Here is a 24,877-nt window from a genome sequence, read left to right on the forward strand (position 1 = left end):
AGTTATGACTGTTTTAGCACAAATTAACCCCGTTGCCTTTAATTTATTTGGGTTAGAAGTAAAATGGTACGGTGTCATTATTGTCACAGGTATGATGTTAGCTGTTTGGTTAGCTAGCCGTGAAGCCGTCAGAGTTGGGCTTAAAGAAGATGATATTATTGATTTCATGTTTTGGGGACTGCCGCTGTCTTTATTAGGGGCCAGAGCGTATTATGTCGCTTTTGAATGGCAGTATTATTCTCAAAATCCAGCAGAAATTTTAGCAATAAGAAATGGTGGTTTAGCAATCTACGGTGGGTTATTGGCCGGAGGTATTGTCATGTATTTCTTTACTCGTTCACGTTATATTTCTTTTTGGAAGTTTTTAGATATAGCAGCACCAAGTGTGATTATTGCCCAAGCAATTGGTCGTTGGGGTAATTTTATGAATCAGGAAGCTTACGGTGGTCCTACAACCCGTCATTTTTTAGAATCGCTGCATTTACCTGATTTTATTATTACTAATATGCAAATAGAAGGGGTTTATCATCATCCAACTTTTTTATATGAAAGCAGTTGGAACCTGATTGGCTTTATTCTGTTGCTCGCTCTGCGTCACAAGCATAATTTTTTCAAAGAAGGCGAAATTGTATTAAGTTACGTGATGTGGTATTCGTTAGGACGTTTCTTCATTGAAGGGATGCGAACAGATAGTCTATGGGCTTTTAGTGGGGCTATTCGCATTTCACAATTATTATCAGTCATTTTGTTTATCAGTTCTTTAGGGTTATTCATTTATCGCCGAACTAAAGTAAACCCACCATATTATGACAGAAGCAAAGGGGGATAACTTAGAATGAGCTTAAAAGCAGTATTATTTGATTTTGATGGTACTTTAGCAGATAGTAATAAGTTGATTACTGATTCATTTCTACATGTATTAAACCCTGCCTTTCCTGGGAAATATGATGAGGAGTCGGTTCAGCGATTTAATGGTCCATCGTTAGACGCAGTTTTAACAGAGCTTTTTCCAAATAATTCAGAAGAAATGATCGAAAAATATCGTACTTACAATAGTGACCATCATGACGAACTTTTAACGACGTTTCCTAATGTGAAAGAGTCACTTGAGACACTTCAAAAGGCAGGTCTTAAATTAGCGATTGTTTCAACAAAAAGTAATGTTAACTTGATCCGTGGTTTAGATTTGTTAAACTTGACGACTTATTTTGATGTGATTGTGGGGAATAGTGATTATACCCATTTTAAACCTCATCCTGAACCTTTGGAGGTTGCTATGAACGCTTTAAAAGTAGATGCGTCTGACTGTATAATGGTTGGCGATAACTCTCATGACATTGAAGCAGCTCACAATGCAGGTGTGACTAGTGTTTTTGTTACTTGGTCTAAAAAATCAGAAAAAGAGATTGCCAAGTATAATCCTAACAAAAAGACCCATTCTATGTTAGAATTAACCCAATGGATTCTAGAAAAATACGATGGAGGAAATGCATAAAATGAAGCAAAAAATTGCAGTTTTAGGCCCTGGATCATGGGGAACAGCTTTAGCCAAAGTATTGGTAGAAAATGGGCATGATGTGACTATTTGGGGCAATAAAAAAGAACAAGCAGAAGAAATTAATACAGCACACACTAACAAAAATTATTTGCCAACAATCACTTTACCCGAAGGGTTGAAAGCAACTACTGAGTTAGCTGTTGCAGTGACAGGAGCAGATGCTATTTTATTTGTTGTTCCGACGAAAGCGATTAGATCAGTTGCGTCTGATTTAGTAGCGGTTATGGACACAAAACCTGTTATTATACATGCGAGTAAAGGACTAGAACAAGTAACGCATAAACGTATTTCAGAAGTTTTATTAGAAGAGATACCTGAGGATAAGCGTCAAGATGTTGTTGTTTTATCAGGTCCTAGTCATGCAGAAGAAGTTGCAGTCCGTGATATTACAACTATTACAGCTGCAAGTAAAAATTTAGTATATGCGGAATATGTTCAAACCTTATTCATGAACGATTATTTCCGTATTTATACCAACACGGATGTAATTGGTGTTGAGACGGGTGCCGCTTTAAAAAATATTATTGCTCTTGGCTCAGGTGCCATTTCGGGATTAGGTTTTGGGGATAATGCCAAAGCAGCTATTATGACCCGTGGATTGGCTGAAATTAGTCGACTAGGGGTTGCAATGGGAGCCGATCCGCTAACTTTCATCGGAATGAGTGGTGTAGGGGATTTGATTGTAACATGTACAAGTGTTCATTCACGTAACTGGCGTGCTGGAGATTTACTAGGTCGTGGGCACAACTTAGAAGAAATACTAGCCAATATGGGGATGATTGTAGAAGGTGTTTCAACTACTAAAGCTGCCTACGAATTATCTCGTGAATTAGATGTTGAGCTACCGATTACAGAAGCGATTTATAGTGTTCTTTATGAAAATCAAGATGTTAAAACAGCAGCTCGTCAAATCATGTTACGTGATGGTAAATCTGAAGAAGAATTTTAATCCCTATTAGAGTCGTTTTTAAAGGAGAAATATCTGATGACGCAAATAGTAAAAAAAGCGATTATTCCAGCTGCGGGTTTAGGAACACGATTTTTACCAGCTACTAAAGCAATGGCTAAGGAAATGTTACCAATAGTTGATAAACCAACTATCCAATTTATTGTTGAGGAAGCTCGTGCTTCAGGGATTACAGATATTTTAATCATTACTGGTAAAGCTAAACGTCCTATTGAAGATCATTTCGATGCTAATTTTGAATTAGAAGCGAATTTAAAAGATAAAAAACAGCTAGAGTTATTGAAATTAGTAGAAGAAACAACGGATGTCAACTTATATTTTATGCGTCAATCTAAACCAAAAGGGTTAGGCCATGCAGTCTCTTTAGGGAAGACTTTTGTAGGTGATGATCCATTTGTTGTAATGTTAGGGGATGATCTAATGATAGATGATCTGCCTTTGACTAAGCAACTTATAGATAATTATGAGGAAACAAAAAGGGCAACACTGGCTGTAATGGAAGTCCCTCGTGAAGAGACATCTAAGTATGGTATTATTAGCCCACTTTCAGAAGTACGAGATGGCCTATATGAGGTTGATTATTTTGTGGAAAAACCAATGCCTGATAACGCTCCTAGTAATTTAGCTATTATTGGTCGTTACTTATTGACACCAGCTATTTTTGATATTTTAGACCATCAAGCTCCCGGAGCAGGTGGTGAAATCCAATTGACTGATGCTATTGATACTTTAAATCAGACCGAACAAGTATTAGCTTATTTATTTGCTGGAGAGCGCTATGATGTAGGTGATAAATTTGGATTTATGAAGACAAGTATCACGTATGGCTTAAGACACCCTGAAGTTAAAGATCAATTGCGAGAGTTTATCATTGGTCTAGGAAAAGAGCTAACACAAGAAAACTAAATAGTTTTTGGAAAAGACCAATTGGACGATTCCAATTGGTCTTTTCTTAGATAATAGTATTAGAGTTTAGAAAAGGATGAGTAATTAAATGGAAATAAAAACAGCAGTTTTACATATCTTAGATTTAGAAGGCGGGTCGTTGATTTGTTCGAAAGCACCTTTAACGCTTAGTGACTATGCGGTCAAAACATATTTGGCGGGCTGCTTGAAAAAATTTCAAACAGCTGATTTAAAAACAGGGCACTTACCGACTAATAACGATATTGTAGCAATTCTCAGAGACCCTAGTTTAGATTTTATCGGACAAAGTGAAGCAGTAGCCATGATTTTACATGACTGCTTAAAACAAGGTCAAGAAATACCTGGCGGGGATTTACTTTGTTTCATCGGAGAACAAACCAATCAAGCATATTTTGGTGTATTTAAGTTAAATTACAAACCTGCCTATACCCATTATGTTGATTATGAAGGTGAAAATTTATTTAATAATTTAATTATTAACCAAACTATCTTGCCGAATGTGACCCAAAAAGTCGAAGAAGGGTTTTGGATTAATCTAGACACGTTAGAATTCGAATTAATCGAAAAAAAATATTCATTTGATGGACAAAAAACTTTTTATTTATCGGACTTAATTTTAAAAGCAGAGGTGACACCAACGGTTCAAGACAATTTGAAAATTGTAAAAAAAGCGGTTAAAGAAATTGCAGATAAATACAATGAAGAAAAATATGTTAGTTTTTCTAATGTACAACAAGCAGTGTATGAAAGTATCGAGACCGAAGGGAAATTGAGCAATGAAAAAATAGCAGAAGCTGTTTTTGAAGGAAATCACTCTGCCAAAGCTGACTATTTAGAACGAGTAGAGCAGACTAAGTTTGTTGAAGATGTCCCGATAAATGTTCCTAAGTATGAAAAAAAATATAGTAAACAAAAACTTAAACTAGCTAATGGCATTGAACTGACTATCCCTATAGATGTGTATCAAGATAAAGAGTTGATTGAATTTATAAATAATCCGGACGGAACGATCTCTGTCATGATTAAAAATGTAGATGATATTATCAATAAATTTTAAAATAAGAGCCGTACTACCTCATTTTTTTGGTAGTACGGCTCTTATTTTTTAGATATGATCGCGGTAAAGACTGACTACTTTCCCTAAGATATTAACATTTTCAAGAATGATGGGGTCGAGTGTATCGTTTTCAGGTTGTAAGCGAACATGGTTTTTTTCTTTATAAAATCTTTTACAAGTAGCCTCTGAGTCATTGGTCATCGCAATGACCACATCCCCATTAGAAGCTGAGGTTTGTTTTTTTACGATGACTTGATCACCATCTAATATGCCAGCGTTAATCATACTTTCTCCACGAATAGTTAGCATGAATAAATTGTTATCATCATTGTGTAAGTTAGGTGGTAGAGGAAAGAAATCTGAAGCTTCTTCGATAGCCAAAATCGGTTCACCAGCGGTCACCGTCCCTAAAACTGGGATTGAGTCATCTTGTATCCCAATTAATTCTAAACCTAAAGGAGTGACTTCTAAAGCTCTTGGTTTGGTTTTGTCACGTTGAATTAACCCTTTTTTTTCTAAACGTGATAAGTGACCATGGACAGTAGAAGTTGAGGAGAGATTAACTGCAGTTCCGATTTCACGTACAGTAGGTGGATATCCTTTTTCTGTCACGTGTTTATAAATATACGTTAAAATTTCAGGTTGTCTTGATTCTCTCGGTTTTGTCATATTAGGACTCCTTAATTAATTTATTAATTAGCTTAATTTTATCATAGAGAGTAGGACAAATCAAACAGATGTTCGTATGTTTGCTAGAGTGTTCTTGATTAGTTGTTTTTTTAAAAAAAATAAGCTAGTATAAAGGAAATTAGGAGGGAATTAATTTATGTTATCAAAAGAAAAAATGGCACGTATTAATGAATTGGCAAATAAAGCTAAAGGTGAGGGGTTAACTTTAGCGGAACAAAACGAACAAAAAGCCTTACGCGAGGAGTATTTAGAACGTTTCCGCGGAGGAATGCGTAATCATATTGAGGGCATGAAAGTTGTCGACCAAGAAGGTAAAGATGTCACACCAGACAAATTGAAAAGTATCCAAAAAGATAAAGGGTTACACAACCGTCATATTGAAGAATAATAGGTAAACGCTTATTTAGTGATTGCAATTTACCCTAGATAAAGGTAAAATAGACCTATAACTTTTTAAGGTAAAAATAACCTAAAAACAGGAGGAATACATTCATGTTCGATAAAATTGATGAATTAGGCGTTAACTCAATCCGTACCTTAAGTATGGATACTATCCAAAAAGCAAACTCAGGTCACCCAGGATTACCATTAGGGGCTGCACCGATGGCATATGCTTTATGGACTAAACATTTAAAAATCAACCCAAGTACGTCAAGAAACTGGGTAGATCGCGACCGTTTCATTCTTTCTGCTGGTCATGGTTCAGCAATGTTATATAGCTTATTACACTTAGCGGGTTACGATGTAAACCAAGATGACTTAAAAGGATTCCGTCAATGGGGTAGCCGTACTCCAGGACATCCAGAAGTAAATCACACTGATGGTGTTGAAGCAACAACTGGTCCTTTAGGCCAAGGCATTGCTATGAGTGTTGGGTTTGCGATGGCTGAAGCTCATTTAGCTGCAACTTACAACAAGCCAAACTTGAAAATCGTAGATCATTACACATATGCTATTTGTGGAGATGGTGATTTAATGGAAGGTATCTCACAAGAAGCAATGAGTATGGCAGGACACATGAAATTAGATAAATTAATCGTATTATATGATTCAAATGATATTTCATTAGATGGTCCATTAGATAAATCATTTACTGAAGATGTGAAAGGCCGTGTTGAAGCAACTGGATGGCACCATATCTTAGTTAAAGATGGTAACGATTTAGAAGCTATTTCTAAAGCAATTGAAGAAGCGAAAGCTGAAACAACAAAACCAACAATGATCGAAATCAAAACTATCATCGGTTTTGGTGCGCCAAACGAAGGAACAAACAAAGTTCACGGTGCCCCACTTGGAGCTGACGGTATTGAAGCAGCTAAAAAAGCTTACGGATGGGATACACCTGAGTTTGAAGTACCTGCTGATGTTAAAGAGCGTTTCAAACAAGAAATTAACGCTAAAGGCGAAAAAGCTGAAGCTGAGTGGAATGAATTATTTGCTAGCTATAAAGCTGAGTACCCAGAATTAGCGCAACAATTTTTAGATGCTTATGCTGGTAAATTACCAGAGAACTGGGATTCAGAAATGCCAACATTTGAAGTAGGCGATGATGCTCTTGCAAGTCGTATTACAAGTAAACAAATGATTCAAGCATTAGCTAAAACTGTTCCAACTATCTGGGGTGGTTCTGCTGATTTATCATCATCAAACAATACAATGATGGCAGAAGAGAAAGATTTTGAACCTGGTCAATACGAAGGACGCAACATCTGGTTTGGTGTTCGTGAATTCGCAATGGCAGCAGCTATGAATGGAATTGCATTACACGGTGGAACTCGCGTATATGGTGGAACTTTCTTCGTATTCGTAGATTACTTACGTCCAGCTATTCGTTTAGCAGCAATCCAAGGTGCACCAGTAACTTACGTCTTAACACATGATTCAATTGCTGTTGGGGAAGATGGTCCAACTCATGAACCTATCGAACAATTATCAAGCTTACGCAGTATGCCTAACTTGACAACATTACGCCCAGCTGATGGTAACGAAGTACGTGCAGCTTGGAAACTTGCAGCATCATCTACTGACCGTCCAACAGTTTTAGCGTTAACTCGTCAAAATTTACCAGTTTTAGAAAATTCTAAAGAGTTAGCTGAAGCAGGTGTTGCTAAAGGAGCTTACGTTATCTCTGCTCAAAAAGGCAATCAACCAGAAGGTATTTTAATTGCGACAGGTTCTGAAGTTGCTCTAGCTGTTGAAGCTCAAAAAGAATTAGCAGCACAAGGTAAAGATGTATCAGTAGTTTCAATGCCAAGTATGGATCTATTTGAAATGCAAGATGCCGCTTACCGTGAATCAGTTCTACCAAAAGCTGTCACTAAACGTGTCGCAGTTGAAATGGGCTCATCATTTGGATGGGAACGTTATGTAGGATTCGAAGGCAAAACGGTTACTGTTGATAAATTTGGTGCAAGTGCACCAGCTTCAAGAGTATTACCAGAATATGGTTTCACAACTGAAAATGTTGTGGCCACTTACAACTCATTATAAGAGAAAAAAACTAAGGGGGAAGCCCTTAGTTTTTTTTGATTTTTTTATGAAAAAAATCGGTAATAAAATATAACATAAGAATTATAAAAGATTTTGTGCTAAAATATAACAAGTAAAGTTAACAAAATCAGGAGGAACTAATTTTGAATAAAAAAGAAATTTTAAGCACTATTTATTGGGTAATTGGTGTGGTTGCAGTGATGATGTTAGTTAGAAAATTTATTGTGACCCCAGTTGTCGTATCTGGAAAATCAATGGATCCTACAATGGAAAATCGTGAAAGAGTTTTTGCTTTAAGGCAAGGTGATATTGAGCGTTTTGATATTGTCACGTTTCCTGCCCCAGATCAAAAGGGGAAAAATTATATTAAACGTGTGATTGGTTTGCCTGGCGATAAAATTCGTTTTGAGAAAGACCAGTTATTTATCAATGACAAAGAAGTCTCTGAACCATACTTGGATGAGTATAAAGATAAACTAGTTATGGGAGATTATCTAACAAAAATTCTTAAACCAGATGGTTCTGCTACAAGTGTCTTTGATCTGAACACCTTATTTGATGAAGAAGTAGTTCCTAGTGGTAAATTATTTGTAATGGGAGATAATCGTCAAATTTCTAAAGATAGCCGATTGATTGGCTATATTGATGAGAAAGATATTTCTGGAAATGTTAAATTTTCATTTTGGCCACCAAGTAAATTTGGTAAAGTAAATTAATTCAAAAGTCACTTTCTAACTGATTAGAGAGTGACTTTTTTATCATTTTTGCTTAGAATAGGCGTTTTTATTTGTAATTATGATACACTTAATTTATCACAAAAGAAGGATGTGAGTAAATGGCATTAGAATTTATCTACGGACCGGCAAGTTGTCATCACGAAGAACCTTTAGTTGAACGAGCTCGAGATTTTTTAATTAAAGATGAAAACAATCAAGTTTTTTATTTAGTTCCAAACCATGTCAAATTTGAAACAGAGGTAGCTGTTTTAAATGATTTACATAAATTGTCACCTTTCAACAAAGCCAAAACAATGGCGATGATGCGCTTACAAGTTTTTAGTTTTACGCGTCTAGCTTGGTATTTCTTACAAAATACAGAATATTATCAAGACGAGCAGCTAACGGAAGCTGGTAATCATATGCTAATAAGAAAAGTCTTGTTAGATGAAGCAGAAAATCTTCATGTTTTTAAAGGAGAAGTAGGTCAGCCAGGTTTTATTAAGCAATTAGCAGAGTTATTTAGTGAGTTACAAGAAGGTAAAATTGAGGAACCTGATATCGAGGAGCTGCTTAGTGAATTAGGAGAAACAGCTAAAGAAAATGATTTTAAGAAAAAACTAAAAGAATTTTACTTATTATATCAAGTCTACTGCCAACAGTTAGGTCAAAGACAAGTTGGTATGACACAGTCAATCAGCTATTTAGCAGAGTATCTAAAAGACTATGATTTAAGCAATATGATGTTTGTTATTACAGGCTATTCACGTTTCACTGCCAGAGAAAAAGAATTAGTTGAGATACTTATTCGAAAAGCTGGGGAAGTAAAAATTGATTTAGTGTTAGATAGAGCCCATGTCACCAAACCTCCAGAGGGCTTAGACATGTTTTTTGATACGGGAAAACTGTATTATGAATTATATCAATATGCTCGCCATAATCAAGTGAAACTATTGAGAGATTACCATTTGAAATGTGATCAATCTCAACCGTTAACCCAACTAGATATTGCTTGGAGAGAGTCACAGAAGTTAACCCCTAATAAAGAAGTTCATCAACTATCTGAGTCATGTGTCCATCTTTGGGAAAGTGAAACACCTTTTGCAGAGATCAGTCAAGTAGCGAAAGAAATTAGAAAATTAATTGCAAGTGGCTATTGCCGTTATCAAGATATTGAGATTTTAAGCCGAGATTTACCGAGTTACCAGGCTTTAATCGAACCTGTTTTCTCTAGCCATGAAATTCCTTTTTATTTAAATAGTGAATTAGAGATGAGACATCATCCTTTAGTTGAGTTTTTAGAAACATTATTTTTAATTAAAAAACGTTACTTTAGGTACAGTGACATCATGCGATTTTTAAGAACAGAATTGTTTGTTCCTCAAGAAGAAAGTCTCTTATCATTGAAAGACTGGCAATATCAACGACAATGTCATCGTTCACAGGTTGATTTGACGGAAAATGTTGTCTTAGCTTATGGTTACGAAGGTCATGCTTGGGTTAAAGAAAAAGATTGGGTTTATGTTCAATACGATTTTGAAGAGTCAGAGGAGCGACTTGATGAAAATAGAAAAGGTCAAGAAAGTTCCAATGTTATCCGACGCCACATAAGGGATTATCTCGTTCCTTTTTACGATAGGCTAGACCAAGCTAAAACAGGGTTAGAGGCCGCCAAATTATTATATGATTTTTTATTGACGAGCGGTGTTGAGCGAGAATTATTATATTGGCGTGACCAAGACATTGAAAAAGGGCATTTGGATCAGGCAAAAATTCATGAACAAACATGGCAAGCTTTTGTTATTTTATTAGATGATTATGTCAAAATATTGGGTGATGAAGTATTTAATTTTGATGATTTTTATATGATAATTAAAACTGGTTTAGAGGGGCTGACTTACAGTAAAGTACCAACAACCTTAGATCAAGTAACGGTTTCTTCTTTAGACTTAATCCATGCTCAAAAAAATAAAGTTACCTTTGTTATTGGTACAACTGATAATGTATTACCCAAAAAAATTGAAAATAAAACATTATTATCAGATGATGAACGACAACTGTTTTCAAATTCATTAACAGATGGCAAGTTTTTAAGTAAAAATACGCAGTCTGATTTGGCAAAAGAGCCTTATATCGCGTATCTAGCTTTTCATTCAACAGATGGCAAATTATATATCACGTACCCGAGATCAAATGATCGAGTAAAAGAAATAAAACCATCTCCTTATGTTAATGTTATACAACACGCACTTAATTTGGAAATTGAACCACGATACAATAGCCCAAGTGTTGAGCATTTTTCCTTGAATCAGATTGGTACATACCGAACTTTGTTGACAGATTTGGTCAATTTGAAAAGGCGGGCTTTGGAAGAGAAACAAGAGATAGCCAATACTTGGCAAGTACTAGAAACAATCCTTGGCAAACAACCTCAGTATAACCTTTTAAGTAGAAAAATATTCAAAAGTTTAAAACATAAGAATATTTCGGAGCCATTAAAGCCAGAGTTAGTAACGTCTTTGTATGGCGAAACAATTTATGGTTCGGTTTCTAAAATTGAAAACTTTAACCAATGTCAATATAAATATTTTATGACCTATGGCTTAAAATTAAGAGAACGTGATCGATTTGAATTGAGTCCCGCGGCTACGGGTGATTTTTATCATGATGCTTTGGACCATTTATTTAAAGCATTAATTACTAAAAAGTTAGTATTAAGCGAATTGACAACAAGTCAATTAACCGAACTAACAGAAGAAGTGTTACAAAGAATTTTAGGTGACGCTAAATTTACTATTTTAACGGCAAGTAATCGAATGAATTATATTCGTTATCAACTCAGTGAAACAATAAAAAGAGTGAGTCGTGGTTTACAGCGTCAAAGTCAAATTGCCGGTTTTTCAAATGTGAAAACTGAAGTTATGTTTGGTCAGTTAGTTCAGGAAAAAGGGTTAAATAGTTTACTCATACCATTAGACAATCATAAGAAAATGGAGATTAGAGGTAAAATTGACCGATTAGATAAAATTGAAACTAAGGATAACACTTATTTAGCCGTTGTCGATTATAAGTCAAGCGATCATAGCTTTGATTATCGTGATGCTTATTTTGGTTTAGCCATGCAAATGATTACTTACTTAGATGTTGCGTTGCAAAATGCGGTTTCTCTGATTGGAACAGAAGGTGTTAAACCAGCAGGGGCTTTTTATTTACAAGTGAAAAATCCGATTTTAGAGGGAGGAACTTCTGAGGAGCAGTTAGAGAGTCAGTTACTGAAAGAATTTTCTTATAAAGGTATTTTATTAGAGGATGAGAACTTATTAGATACCTTAGACCCGACTGTAAAATCTTCTGGAAGTAGTTCTTTAGTATTTCCCTATAAAGAAACTAAAAAAGGTTACAAATCAACACAATTTGTGTCAGAAGAAGAGGTTGATTTACTGATTCAACATAACCGTGAAAATTTTAAAAAAGCAGGTAATGCTATTTTTACGGGAGAAACAGCTATTAATCCAGCCTACCGGGATAAAAAAAGAGTGGCCTGTGAGTATTGTCCGTTTAGAAGTGTTTGTCAGTTTGATGTATTGTTAAAAGAAAATAATTACAAAAGAATTGATAGTCTGAAAAAAGCAGACGCGATAAAGAAAATGACCCCATGTTCCGAAAAAGAAAATAAGCGAGGTATGCTAGATGACACAGACAAATAATATTCCTTTAAAACCAGATAATAGTCACTTTACAGATGGTCAGTGGCAAGCTATTTATGATGGTGGCGACAATTTATTAGTGTCGGCTTCTGCAGGATCTGGAAAGACGACTGTTTTAGTTCAGCGAGTTATTGAGAAAATAAAAGCTGGTATCAATGTGGATGAATTACTAATTGTAACCTACACAGAAGCTGCTGCAAAAGAGATGAAGCAACGTATTCATAGTGCTTTACAAGAGGCTATCACAAAAGAAAGTGAAATAGAATTAAAACAGCACTTCGTTCATCAATTATCATTAATACCAACGGCTAATGTTAGTACGCTTCATGCTTTTTGTTTACAAGTAATCAGAAAATATTATTATTTAATTGATATTGATCCCGTATTTCGTTTGCTAACAGATGAAACCGAAATGATTCTATTAAAAGAAGATGTTTGGGATGAACTGAGAGAAGAGTTATATGAATCAGATCAAGAGATTTTTTATCATTTAACAGCTAATTTTTCTAGTGATCGTTCGGATGAAGGGTTGATGCGTCTGATTTTTGCTTTATATGATTTCGCACGGGCAAACCCGAGTCCTAAAGGTTGGTTAGATTCACTATCTCTTGCTTATCAAACAGATGGCAGTATCACTCAGACACCTGTCTATCAAGAAATTTTAAAACCTAATTTTTTGGCTGAAACACAGCAATTAATTAATCGTGGTGAGAATTTTTTAAGACTAGTTGAAGGTGAAAAAAAATTTGAAAAACTGACACAATTGGCACAAGATGAATTAAGTTATTGGCAAACTATTCTCCGTTTTTTGAGTGAAGATAATTTGGAAGATGCATATGATTATATTAATAATAAAGTGATTTTCCCAACTTTTTCAACACCAAGAAATTTGGAGGATGAAGAGAAATATGTAAAAGATCAGGCTAAAAACTTACGTGATCAAAATAAAAATATTATCGAAAAATGGCGTAAGGATTTTTTTGCAGTCCCTCCTAAAAAAATGTTAGCAGTTATGGAAGAATCTTATGAATTAGTTGCCTATATGGCAAAAGTTGCTTATCGCTTTGATAAAGCTTACTCATCCCGAAAAAAAGAACGTAACTTAGTGGATTTCAATGACTTAGAACATTTCACCTTACGTATCTTAGCTAGTTTTGATGGTGAAAATTGGCAAGGAAGTGAGGCTTCAACATTTTATCGAAGTCTATTCAACGAAGTCTTAGTTGATGAATACCAAGATATAAATAAATTACAAGAAAGTATCTTATACTGGCTACGGCAAGCTGATTCTGAGCATGGTAATTTATTCATGGTGGGAGATGTTAAGCAATCAATTTATTCTTTTCGTTTAGCAGATCCAACCTTATTTATCGATAAATATAACAAATTTGGTGGGAATGAAGGTGGGCGTAGAATTATCTTAGCCGAAAACTTCCGTTCTCGTCACGAGGTGTTGGATTTTACCAATCTAATCTTTAAACAATTAATGAACCCTTCTGTGGGTCAGCTTGATTATGATGAGGCCGCGGAATTAGTTAATGGCTATCAAGATTTTCCTGAAGATGCACGTTTTAAGACAGAATTATTAATTTTTGAAAATAGTAACGAGGATCACGAAGGTGATGAGGTAGAAGATGTAGGGAATGACTTTCAGATTGATGATAAAACCGAAGGTGAATTGCGAATGGTTGGAAATAAAATTCAAAGTATGGTGCGAGATGAGATACCAATTTTTGATAAAAAAACAAAGACTAATCGCCCCATTAGCTACAAAGATATTGTCTTATTATCACCAACCAAAAAAAATAATTTAGTCTTATTAGATATTTTTAAAGATATGGGAATTCCTTTAAGGGTAAACGATACTCAAAATTATTTCCAAGCAACGGAAATTAAAATAATGATTTCTTTATTGACGATAGTTGACAACCCATTTCAAGATATTCCGCTAGTTTCCGTTTTACGCTCCCCTATAGTAGGACTTAAGGAAAATGATTTGGCTTTAATTCGTGCTAATTATCCTAATGGGTATTTTTATGAAGCAATGTGCCAATTTATTAATAAAAATAAGACTAACAAGACGGAGTTACTTAATAAATTAGCTAATTTTCATGAATTATTTTTAGAGTGGCGTGAACTAGCAAGACGCCAACAACTTGTGGAGTTAATTTGGCGTATATATCAAGAAACTGGTTTTTTGGATTATGTCGGTGGTATGCCAGCAGGTAAACAGCGTCAAGCTAATTTACATGCTTTATATGAGCGAGCAACTAGTTATGAAGAGATGAGTTTTAAAGGGTTATTTCAATTTGTTCGTTTTATTGAAAAAATGCAATCTAAAGATAAAGATTTAGCTGAACCAACGGACTTAAGTGATGAGGAAGATGCTGTGAGGGTGATGACTATTCATGCCTCAAAAGGCTTAGAGTTTCCAGTTGTTTTTGTTTTAGATTTAACACGTAAGTTCAACTTGATGGATTTAAATAAACCATATATTTTCGATGTTGATCTTGGAGCAGGCATACATTATATTGATGATGACCGTTTACGTTATCGCACACTTCCATTTAGCGGAATTCGTAATGAAAAACGTAAAAAATTGTTGTCAGAAGAAATGAGAAAACTATATGTTGCTTTAACAAGGGCTGAGGAAAAATTAATCTTAGTTGGTTCCTATAAAGATAAAGAGACAATGATTAAAAAATGGAGTCCTGCTGGTATGGAAGAAGGTGCTGTTCTATCCGACCAATTGCGTTTGAAAAGTAACAATTTAATGGATTGGATAGGGATGTCCTTGATGCGCCATCGTAGTATGGATCAATACCAAACAGACTATCCTACTAATAAAAAAATAACATCTGTCTTAGAACATCCTGCTAACTTTAGTATCACATTTTATAATTTAGATGATTTACGTCAAATTAGTGGTAAGATGTCTCAAGTCGAGTTGGAGGATGATTCAGAGGCAATCACGAATCAATCAGCAGTTGTTGACTTGTCAGCAGAAGAGAAAAGTTTATTATCTGAAGCTAAAGGGTTACTTGATTATCATTATGAACATGACATGGCAACTAAAACAGCAAGTTATCAGTCCGTTTCAGAGATTAAAAGAGTATTTGAAGATCCTGATAGAGTGAATTTGCTAACGTTAGATTTAAGTAAAGAGACTGCCCAAACTGTAAATAGGTTTGCTGAGGACTCTTTAGCTAAACCAAACTTTTTAACAAGTGATAAAAAATTAACTGCTGCAGAAATTGGAACAGGCACACATTTGGTGATGCAATTGATTTCGTTAGATGAAACACCGACTAAAGAAAGTTTAATAGCATTGATTGATGAATTGGTTCGAACAGAGTCATTAACGCAAAAGTTGGCTGATGAGATTAGCCTTGACCATTTATTAGCTTTTTTTCAAACAGAGTTTGGTCAACTATTGTTAAGTAGAAAAGGGACTGTTGTACGGGAACAACCTTTTTCGATGTTGCTACCAGCAAATCAAATTTTTAAAGAATATCCCAAAAAAGAGCATGATCAGATATTAATTCATGGTATTATTGATGGCTATTATGAAACTGATGATGAGTTGATTCTTTATGATTTCAAAACGGATCATGTAATGAATCCTACTAGTAAAGAAGAACTGATTCGTATTAAACAAAAATATAGTGGGCAATTACATTTATATAAAAAAGCCCTAAGTGAGGCTAAACAAAAAAATGTAACGGGTGTTAAATTAATTTTGCTTTCAACTTCTCAAATTATTGATTTTTAAAAAACAAGACTAGTTTTAGTCTTGTTTTTTTTAGGTTATTCTTGTAAGTTTTCGGTATACCAGTTATAATATTCTTTGAATGAGGGTTGTGATTTCAACGATTCTTTTGATGGTCGATGATAGACCAATGATTACATACGAGAAAGGAAGTAAATCGTGAGTAAAAAAAATTTACCTGTATATATTCAAATACATGACCAAATACGTGAAGAAATCGAAAAAGGGAAATGGGAAGTTGGCGATCGTTTACCTTCAGAGCGTGAACTAGCTATTGAATTCGGGGTTAGTCGTATGACGTTGAGACAAGCTGTACAAGCACTAGCCGATGAAGGGATTTTAGAAAGAAAGATTGGCTCTGGGACGTACGTCGCACGAGAAAAAGTCCAAGAAACCATGACAGGTACTACTAGTTTCTCGGATATTATGAAGGCACAAGGAAAAATTCCATCTAGCAAAACAGTTTCTTATTTTGTAACAACTCCCACTTCAAGTGAGATGGAAAAACTAGCTTTAGATTCAAATCAACAGATTATTCGCATGGAACGAATCCGTTATGCGGATGATTTACCTATTTGTTTTGAAGTAACTAGCATCCCATATGATTTGGTCAAGACTTATCAAAAAAAAGAAATAACGCAATCTTTATATCAAACCTTAACTAAGAGTGCACGTCATGATATTGGAAAATCAGTTCAACAAGTGACTGCTATGGTTTCTTCAGAACGTATCTCAGAATACTTAGATATAAAAAAAGGCGATGCGATCTTAAGACTGAAACAAGTGTCTTATTTTAAAGATGGCAAACCATTTGAATATGTTCGCTCTCAATATGTTGGCAATCGCTTTGAATTTATTTTAGAAAAATAGTGACAGACAGATATAGATATTACTAAGACTAAAAAAGCGCACATAATCAGTTCAACTATGTGTGCTTTTTTAGTCTTAGCCAAGGTAATCTTTTTCAAAATAAGATTTTTCCCCAAGGGATAGCTCTTGTTGCCCGTTTAATAATTCAGTTATATCGGTTTCGAAGGCAGATAATTTATTTTCATCAATCATACAAGTTAAAATAACTTTGTCAGTAAATTCGGTAGCTTTTAAATCATAGGATGAGTTAGCTAGAAAATTTTCTACTTTGCTATGTTGAGCGTAATCGACTGTTAACATTATTTCTTGCTGTAATTTACCTTCAACAATTCCGATAGAGTCAAGCGCCTCATTAACAGCACCACCATAAGCTCGGATTAAGCCACCTTTTCCTAGCTCAGTCCCGCCAAAATAACGTGTTACTACTGCTAATGTATTTATTAACTCTCTTTTTTTAAGGATTTCTAGCATTGGAATGCCTGCCGTACCACTAGGTTCACCGTCGTCACTACTTCGTTGACAGTCGCTGTTATCTCCAAGAACATAGGCATGACAATTATGACTTGCTTTCCAATGTTCTTTTTTTATTGCCTGAATTATTTCTTTTGCTTCTGTTTCTGTTTTTATCCTAAATAGAGTGCAAATAAAACGAGATTTTTTTATTTCAGTTTCATGTGTACCATCTTCTTTTACTGTCAAATATCGCGTTAACATAAAAATACCTCTTTCTAAAATTTCCTAATTTTAGTATAGTACACTGTCTAGATTAATAGCAAGAAGGGAAGGTTATTTCATAAGATGTTAAATAGTATCTTGAATAAAAATTGCCTTCATATCTTTATTAGTAGTATGATAGTAGCAGATAGATAAATGATTAGGAGTGAAATCAATGGAGCATATGGAAAAGATGACAGGTGTATTCGATGGGGAAAATTTAATACTGAGAGATGGGAAAATGATTCCTTTAAGCACAATCCAACGTTGTCGGATTGAAATGTTACCATATTTAGAGTTTCCAATTACAGTACAAGATGACGTGAAAGGTACGATAGAATCTGAAGGACGCATTATTTATCCAGTGACTGCTGACAATAAACATGAAAATAATGATTTAGTATATGGAAGTGTGCGACAAACGCGGATTGGGCATTTTTTCAACAAAGAAACAAAGGCAGTTATTAGAAAGCCAGACTTGAAAAATCCGCATCAAGTGACAACCCTAGGTTATCGTAAAATTACTCTTGAGATGAAAAATGGTGAGGAAATAAAAGTAGAGTTTGACGGCAATGGTGTTGAACTACCTGAAGAAGCTACTGTTATTATCAATCGTGATGAAAAAATTCCGTTAAAGCCGTTATTTGATAGACCGTCTCACTTTATAAATATCATAAAAAAATCAGGCATTGAAGTTTATTACTTTAATACACCGTAATAAAAAATGAAGCTAACATTATTGTTAGCTTCATTTTTTATTTTGTAAATTGATCCAACGAATTAAATCATTTTTAACTAATTCGTGTTCTGCTTCATTAAGAATTTCATGCCTTAAGTAGGTGTAAAGTTGTAATGTCACATTTTTAAAATCTTTTTTCGATAAATCGGTAGCTAGATCTTGTGGACCAATCCCAAAATTTCCAACTGGATCTTGTTCGCCACTTACGATGTAGATAGGTAGATCACGCCTTATGGAATCAGCCCAATTATCTTTAGTTGCATTTTCTGTTAGTTGAAAAAGTGTATCAAATCCATTGTTTGTAAACGTAAAACCAAGTTTAGGATCAGCGATATAAGCATCTACATTTGCTTTATTTTTTGATAACCAATCATAACTAGTTCGTTTTTCCGGAAAGTAGTTTGAAAAATTTCCAAAAGCAATTTTATCAATAAAACTGTTTACTACTTTAGGAGCTAATGAATTTAGTTTACTAGTAATATGTAAGCCTAATTTCAATTCTGGTCGCTGACCACCGGTGCCCATAATAATGGCACCATCTACATCTTGTGCATATTTTTTTAAATAATTTCTAACAATGAATGAGCCCATACTATGACCAAGAATAAAAAGTGATGCCTCAGGATAATATTCTTTTATCATATTTGTTACTAAATGAGTATCCTCAATCAATATTTTAGGACTATCTCCTTTAGAAAAATAACCTCGTATATGGGTCTCATCAGCTAAAGAATCACCGTGACCTAAATGATCATGACCAACAACAACAATATTGTGAAGATTTAAATAATTAGCTAAAGACTCATAACGTTCAATATATTCAGCCATACCATGAACAACTTGTAAAATCACTTTAGGTGCTGATTCAGTATTATCCCAAATTAGACAGTTTAATTTGGTTTGTCCATCCGTGGATAAAAGTTTAGTTGTTTTTTTCAAATAATTCACCCTTTCTAAAGAAGTATTAATGATAACTTTAGTATAAGCTATTTTTCTTTTAGTATCTAATAATATAAATGAAATTATTTGTTTTTTTCGAATATATAAGATAAAAGGAGGAGGTTGTTCTGGAATTAACAGGAAGAAGATTGCTTTTAGAAGAGATGGAGTTGGAACAGAAAGAGGACGCGCTAAGTCTATCAATAAACTCAGAAAAAGCTATGATTGATATGGGAACAGAAATAGAATGTGTAAGGTGTGGCACTCGCCATTTAAAGTCAGATGTGAGGCTGGGAGAGGAAAATAACTTTTATTATTATTGTTCAACTTGTATTCAGTTAGGTCGTGTTACAAGTAACCAATTATTGTATTTTGAAGAATGTCGTGCACCTGTTGCTAACAAACAAGAGATTAACTTATGTTGGGAAGGTCAACTGACTCAAGCACAACAAACTGTTTCCTTAAAAATAAAAAAGGCGATGTTTGACAAAACAAAATTATTAATTAATGCCGTTACTGGTGCAGGTAAGACAGAAATGCTCTTTAGTGGTATTGAACATTCTTTAAAACATGGAGCCAGGATTTGCATAGCTTCTCCGAGAGTAGATGTTTGTTTAGAGTTATACCCAAGATTTTCTAGCGTCTTTCCAGATATCGTTATCAGTTTATTATATGGCGATCAAACTGTTCCTTATCAGTATTCACCTTTTGTAATTTGCACAACCCATCAGTTGTTACGCTTTTATCATGCTTTTGATGTGTTGATAATAGATGAGGTGGATGCTTTTCCTTTAGTTAATAATTCGATGCTACAGTATGGAATTAATCATTGTAAAAAGCAACAGGCAGCTGTTATTTATCTGACAGCAACTCCTGGGAAAAAACTATTAAATACTACAAAAACAGGTGAAATAGAAGAAGTAATTCTTCCTAGTAGGTATCATGGTTTTCCATTACCATCCCCACGATTGATATGGCAATGGCGCTGGAGAGAAGTTCTGTTATCACACTTTAATTTAAGTAAGGTTTATACTCTACTTGAAAGCGAAGTAAAACAAAATCGTAGGTTATTAATTTTTTGCCCTAACATTTTATGGATGCATCGTTTTGAGCAGGTGTTAATGAAATATTTTCCACATAAAAATATTAGCGCTGTTTATTCCGCCGATAGCCAACGAAATGCTAAAGTAACTAACATGAGAGCTGGGACCATCGATTGGTTACTAACGACGACTATTTTAGAACGGGGTGTCACATTTAGCGATATTGATGTGATGGTAATAGGGAGCAATCATGATGTTTATACAGAGGCAACATTAGTACAAATTTCGGGAAGGGTAGGACGAAAAGCTACACATCCAACAGGAGCTGTTTATTTTATCCATGATGGAAAGACGCTAGCCATGATGAGATGTGTGAAACGAATAAAAAAAATGAATCAATTATCTGGATTAGGGGGATAAGAGATGGATTGTTTAGGGTGTGGTAATAGATTTCATCAACAAGTACTTGTTGGTGAAATCTTGTTAGGTGACAGCTTATTAATCAAGGAATGGTGTGAGATATGTCAAAAAGAATTAATCTTGGTAAGCAGTTACGAAGGTTGTCAAAAATGTGGTCAAATCTGTCTGGAAAAACTATGTGAAGATTGTCAAGAATGGCAGCGAATTTACGAGGATGAGTTATTTATTCATGATAGTTTATTTTTTTACAATGACGCAATGAAAGAGTGGTTTAGGAAATATAAGTTTTTAGGTGACAAACGTCTAGCTTCTTGTTTTTCTAAAGACATAGCAGCATATTTTCAGGATAAACAGGAATGGCTAATCGTTCCTATTCCTTTGGATAGAGAGAGGTTCAAAAAAAGAGGGTTTAACCAAGTGGAACACTTGTTGGATTTAGCGGGTGTTAAGTTCATACCATTATTAAAAAAAGTCGAAGGATTAGAATCTCAATCAGCAAAAACTAAGAAAGAACGTCTAGAAACGAAGCAAGCCTTTGAATTGAATGAGAAAGTAATTGGGCGGTATAAAAAGCAACTTTTAGGCATGAAAATTTTAGTTGTTGATGATGTTTATACAACAGGACGAACTATTCATCATGCTAAAGATTGTCTTAAAAAGTTACACCCAGTTATCATTAAAAGTTTTTCTTTAGCAAGATAGCTCTCATAAACTTGCCATAAATAAGAAATGATAGAGAAGCTAGACAACTCCTTTTTGATAACGTTTTATTATTGATTAAATAAAAATGTAAAAAGAGAATATAATGACAAAAACAAAAGTATATTAATTGTAATTTAATTTATTATTGGTTATAATACAGGTAGAAAGAAACTTAAAGAAAGAGTGGTCCTTCAAAGTTTCTTTAAACGGTAAACGAAAGGGGTAATTGTTATGCTAAGATTTAACATTCGAGGAGAAAATATTGAGGTAACTGATGCCATTAGAAATTACGTAGAAAAGAGAGTTTCTAAATTAGAACGTTATTTCGATAAAGATAAAGCTCCAGAAGCAACAGCTCATGTGAATTTGAAAGTTTACTCAGATAAAAATGCTAAAGTGGAAGTGACAATTCCTTTACCATATATCGTTTTAAGAGCCGAAGAAACATCTCATGATTTATATGCAAGTATTGATTTAGTTGTAGATAAATTAGAACGTCAAATCCGCAAATTTAAAACTAGAATTAATCGTAAACAACGTGAAGGAAATATCGACACACAAATGGCTGCAGTTTTCTTAAATTCTCAAGGAGAAGCAGAGAATGAGTCAGAAGAGTCAGATTTAGAGATTGTCAGATCAAAACGTCTATCACTTAAACCAATGGATAGCGAAGAAGCTGTTTTACAAATGAACATGTTAGGACACAACTTCTTTATCTTTGAAGATGCTGAAACAAATGGAACAAGCATCGTTTACCGTCGTAAAGATGGCAAGTATGGTTTAATTGAAACAAATTAAGAAAGGACCAAGGCGTACAAGCCTTGGTCTTTTTTGATTTGCATAAAAAATTGTATATAAAAGTGAGCATTTACAAGGAAAATGGATAGTGTTTAAAAGGAATAAGTCATTAAAAATAGTTTCCTTTTCAATCTAATAATGCTAGAATGAGAGAGATAGATTCAAAGTAACTATGAATAGGAACGTAGATAAAATGAAATAGTTTTATTTATATTAAGAGGGGAAGACTAGAATGGCGAATTTTCTAAAAAAAATGGTTGAAAGTGACCGTAAAGACTTAAAACGCTTAAAAAAAATAGCAAATAAGGTCGATAAACATGCAGATGAGATGTCTAATTTAACCGATCAAGATTTAAAAGCAAAAACAGATGAATTTAAAAAACGTGTTTCTCAAGGTGAGACTTTAGATCAATTGTTACCAGAAGCCTTTGCTGTTGTTCGTGAAGCAGCCAAACGTGTTCTTGGTTTATATCCATATAAAGTCCAAATAATGGGTGGAGCTGTTCTTCATGATGGAAATATTCCAGAGATGAAAACAGGTGAAGGTAAAACTTTAACAGCGACAATGCCAGTATATTTAAATGCTTTGACAGGTAAAGGGGTACATGTTGTTACTGTCAATGAGTATTTATCGACGCGTGATGCCAGTGAAATGGGAGAATTATACAATTTCTTAGGATTAACAGTAGGACTTAATTTAAATGCTAAGGGATCAGATGAAAAACGGACAGCATATGCTTGTGATATTACATACAGTACCAATAGTGAATTAGGCTTTGATTATTTACGTGACAACATGGTAGTGTATCGCAATGATATGGTTCAGCGTCCATTAAATTATGCAATTGTTGATGAGGTCGATTCAATCTTGATTGATGAAGCAAGAACACCATTGATTATTTCTGGCCAAGCTGAAAAATCAACCGCTTTGTATACTAGAGCAGATAACTTTGTTAAAGGGTTGAAAGCTGATGTGGATTACAAAATCGATGTACAGTCAAAAACAATTGCGTTAACTGAAACAGGTATTTCAAAAGCGGAAGAAAAATTTGGAATTGATAATTTATATGATATTGAAAATACTGCTCTAACACATCATGTAGACAATGCTTTACGAGCAAATTATATTATGTTGTTAGATATTGATTATGTGGTTGAAGATGGCAAAATTATGATTGTTGATCAGTTTACCGGTCGTATCATGGAAGGTCGTCGTTATTCAGATGGCTTACACCAAGCAATTGAATCAAAAGAAGGTGTAGAGATTGAAGATGAGTCCAAAACAATGGCCAATATTACTTATCAAAACTTCTTTAGAATGTACAATAAATTGTCAGGTATGACAGGTACTGCTAAAACAGAAGAAGAAGAATTTAGAGAAATCTATAATATGCAAGTTATTCAAATCCCAACCAACCGTGAGATAGCACGTGATGACCGTCCTGACTTACTGTATCCTACTTTACCAAGTAAGTTTAAAGCAGTTGTGCAGGATATTAAAGAGCGTCATCAGACAGGACAACCGATTCTTGTCGGGACTGTTGCAGTTGAAACGTCAGAATTACTTTCAGAATTATTGAATAAAGAAAATATTCCGCATGAAGTTTTAAATGCTAAAAATCACTTTAAAGAAGCTGAAATCATTTTAAATGCTGGTCAAAAAGGAGCGGTGACAATCGCTACTAACATGGCTGGTCGTGGAACGGATATTAAGCTTGGATTAGGCGTTAAAGAATTAGGTGGTTTAGCTGTTATTGGGACTGAACGACATGAATCACGTCGTATTGATAATCAGTTACGTGGACGTGCCGGTCGTCAAGGAGATCCCGGTGTGACACAATTTTATTTATCATTAGAAGATGATTTGATGAAACGTTTTGGTTCAGAAAAAGTTCAAGCGATGTTAAGTCGTTTTAAAATTGCTGAAGAAGATGCAGTTATTCAAAGTAAAATGATCACAAAACAAGTTGAAGGTGCTCAAAAACGTGTTGAAGGTAATAACTATGACACACGTAAAAATGTCTTACAGTACGATGATGTGATGCGTGAACAACGCGAAATCATCTATGGTCAACGTAATGATGTAATTATGGCAGAAGAGAGTTTGTCAGATGAGCTAATGGGAATGGTTGAAAGAACGATTGACCGTGTGGTGACAGATCACACGACAGCACCTGAAAAACGTGATTGGAATTTAGGTGGCATTGTTGATTTTGCAAGTAGTTGTTTAGTTCATGAAGATGATATTAGCTTAGGTGACATCGTTAAGAAAAAACCAGATGAAATCAAAACTTATTTATTAAATCTTGCTCGTAATGAGTTTAATAAAAAAGTTGAGGCTTTAAATGGAGACGGTCAGTTATTAGAATTTGAAAAAGTTGTTATTTTACGAGTTGTTGACATGAAGTGGACCGATCATATTGACTCAATGGATCAATTGAGAGAATCAATTGGGTTGCGTGCTTATGGTCAAAATAATCCCTTAGTTGAGTATCAACAAGAAGGTTTCCGCATGTTTGAAGAAATGATAGGCGCAATTGAATATGAAGTAACACGTTTATTTATGAAATCAGAAATTAGACAAAATGTTCAACGTGAACAAGTTGCTCAAGGTCAACCAGCACAACCAACCGCAGAACAAGGTCGTGTTGAGTCAGATCAACGTAAAAAACCAATTACTTCAGATAAAGTTGGTAGAAATGATTTCTGTCCATGTGGTAGTGGTAAGAAATTTAAAAACTGTCATGGTAAAGAAGTTTAATTAGTTAGTC

Annotated in this window: 19 protein-coding genes; 16 read left to right on the forward strand and 3 right to left on the reverse strand. The window is 34.5% G+C overall.

All coding sequences use genetic code 11. The features are described 5' to 3' along the window. Nucleotides 1-4: 4 nt before the first annotated feature. From lgt to OL234_RS04270, 5 genes are all read left to right on the forward strand, one after another. The gene (gene lgt, locus OL234_RS04250) at nt 5-829 is read left to right on the forward strand and encodes a prolipoprotein diacylglyceryl transferase (protein WP_275469912.1); all 825 of its coding nucleotides are present in this window, start codon (nt 5-7) and stop codon (nt 827-829) included. A gap of 6 nt (nt 830-835) precedes the next feature. Next, nucleotides 836-1,495 carry a pyrophosphatase PpaX gene (ppaX, locus tag OL234_RS04255; protein WP_275469913.1) on the forward strand — a complete coding sequence of 220 codons (660 nt, stop codon included), beginning with the start codon at nt 836-838 and terminating at the stop codon, nt 1,493-1,495. A 1-nt stretch (nt 1,496) separates the two neighbouring features. After that, nucleotides 1,497-2,507, forward strand: coding sequence for an NAD(P)H-dependent glycerol-3-phosphate dehydrogenase (locus OL234_RS04260; protein WP_275469914.1), 1,011 nt, complete (start codon nt 1,497-1,499; stop codon nt 2,505-2,507). A gap of 36 nt (nt 2,508-2,543) precedes the next feature. Continuing rightward, nucleotides 2,544-3,431 (forward strand): UTP--glucose-1-phosphate uridylyltransferase GalU, encoded by an 888-nt coding sequence (gene galU, locus OL234_RS04265; RefSeq protein WP_275469915.1) that lies wholly within the window; start codon nt 2,544-2,546, stop codon nt 3,429-3,431. Nucleotides 3,432-3,519: 88 nt separating this feature from the next. Continuing rightward, entirely contained in the window at nt 3,520-4,509 is a 990-nt protein-coding gene (locus tag OL234_RS04270) for a nucleoid-associated protein (RefSeq protein ID WP_275469916.1), read from the forward strand. A gap of 48 nt (nt 4,510-4,557) precedes the next feature. Here OL234_RS04270 and lexA read toward each other — a convergent pair whose 3' ends face one another. After that, complete coding sequence (gene lexA, locus OL234_RS04275) at nt 4,558-5,178, reverse strand: transcriptional repressor LexA (RefSeq protein WP_275469917.1); 621 nt, start codon at nt 5,176-5,178, stop codon at nt 4,558-4,560. 157 nt (nt 5,179-5,335) lie between these two features. Between lexA and OL234_RS04280 the strand changes: the two genes are divergently transcribed. From OL234_RS04280 to OL234_RS04305, 6 genes are all read left to right on the forward strand, one after another. Then, nucleotides 5,336-5,587: a DUF896 family protein gene (locus OL234_RS04280; protein WP_275469918.1), complete on the forward strand. Its 252-nt coding sequence runs from the start codon at nt 5,336-5,338 to the stop codon at nt 5,585-5,587. Nucleotides 5,588-5,691: 104 nt separating this feature from the next. Further along, nucleotides 5,692-7,689 (forward strand): transketolase, encoded by a 1,998-nt coding sequence (gene tkt, locus OL234_RS04285; protein ID WP_275469919.1) that lies wholly within the window; start codon nt 5,692-5,694, stop codon nt 7,687-7,689. Between the two features lie 143 nt (nt 7,690-7,832). Next, nucleotides 7,833-8,405 (forward strand): signal peptidase I, encoded by a 573-nt coding sequence (gene lepB / locus OL234_RS04290; protein WP_275469920.1) that lies wholly within the window; start codon nt 7,833-7,835, stop codon nt 8,403-8,405. A 119-nt stretch (nt 8,406-8,524) separates the two neighbouring features. Beyond that, on the forward strand, nt 8,525-12,112 hold the full coding sequence (locus OL234_RS04295) for a PD-(D/E)XK nuclease family protein (RefSeq protein ID WP_275469921.1): 3,588 nt from the start codon (nt 8,525-8,527) through the stop codon (nt 12,110-12,112). Further along, nucleotides 12,096-15,884: a helicase-exonuclease AddAB subunit AddA gene (gene addA, locus OL234_RS04300; RefSeq protein WP_275469922.1), complete on the forward strand. Its 3,789-nt coding sequence runs from the start codon at nt 12,096-12,098 to the stop codon at nt 15,882-15,884. Before OL234_RS04295 ends, addA begins: the two co-directional genes overlap by 17 nt. A gap of 156 nt (nt 15,885-16,040) precedes the next feature. Then, a complete protein-coding gene (locus OL234_RS04305) occupies nt 16,041-16,751 on the forward strand; it encodes a GntR family transcriptional regulator (protein ID WP_275469923.1) in 711 nt (236 codons plus the stop codon). A 75-nt stretch (nt 16,752-16,826) separates the two neighbouring features. On the opposite strand, the gene OL234_RS04310 is transcribed toward OL234_RS04305, so the two are convergent. Next, nucleotides 16,827-17,465, reverse strand: a complete 639-nt coding sequence (locus OL234_RS04310; protein WP_275469924.1) for a YigZ family protein — start codon at nt 17,463-17,465, stop codon at nt 16,827-16,829. Between the two features lie 175 nt (nt 17,466-17,640). On the opposite strand from OL234_RS04310, the gene OL234_RS04315 reads away from it, so the two are divergent. Beyond that, nucleotides 17,641-18,183: a hypothetical protein gene (locus tag OL234_RS04315; protein ID WP_275469925.1), complete on the forward strand. Its 543-nt coding sequence runs from the start codon at nt 17,641-17,643 to the stop codon at nt 18,181-18,183. A 30-nt stretch (nt 18,184-18,213) separates the two neighbouring features. Here OL234_RS04315 and OL234_RS04320 read toward each other — a convergent pair whose 3' ends face one another. Next, on the reverse strand, nt 18,214-19,143 hold the full coding sequence (locus OL234_RS04320; protein WP_275469926.1) for an alpha/beta fold hydrolase: 930 nt from the start codon (nt 19,141-19,143) through the stop codon (nt 18,214-18,216). Between the two features lie 128 nt (nt 19,144-19,271). Here OL234_RS04320 and OL234_RS04325 point away from each other — a divergent pair, with 128 nt between their 5' ends. From OL234_RS04325 to secA, 4 genes are all read left to right on the forward strand, one after another. Beyond that, the gene (locus OL234_RS04325; RefSeq protein ID WP_496198500.1) at nt 19,272-20,606 is read left to right on the forward strand and encodes an ATP-dependent helicase ComFA; all 1,335 of its coding nucleotides are present in this window, start codon (nt 19,272-19,274) and stop codon (nt 20,604-20,606) included. Nucleotides 20,607-20,609: 3 nt separating this feature from the next. Further along, nucleotides 20,610-21,308, forward strand: coding sequence for a ComF family protein (locus OL234_RS04330; RefSeq protein ID WP_275469928.1), 699 nt, complete (start codon nt 20,610-20,612; stop codon nt 21,306-21,308). A gap of 231 nt (nt 21,309-21,539) precedes the next feature. After that, nucleotides 21,540-22,106 carry a ribosome hibernation-promoting factor, HPF/YfiA family gene (gene hpf, locus OL234_RS04335; RefSeq protein ID WP_275469929.1) on the forward strand — a complete coding sequence of 189 codons (567 nt, stop codon included), beginning with the start codon at nt 21,540-21,542 and terminating at the stop codon, nt 22,104-22,106. A gap of 232 nt (nt 22,107-22,338) precedes the next feature. Then, on the forward strand, nt 22,339-24,867 hold the full coding sequence (gene secA, locus OL234_RS04340) for a preprotein translocase subunit SecA (protein WP_275469930.1): 2,529 nt from the start codon (nt 22,339-22,341) through the stop codon (nt 24,865-24,867). The last annotated feature ends 10 nt before the right edge of the window (nt 24,868-24,877 follow it).

The sequence above is a fragment of the Vagococcus intermedius genome (assembly GCF_029144185.1).
Classification (GTDB): Bacteria; Bacillota; Bacilli; order Lactobacillales; family Vagococcaceae; genus Vagococcus_D; species Vagococcus_D intermedius.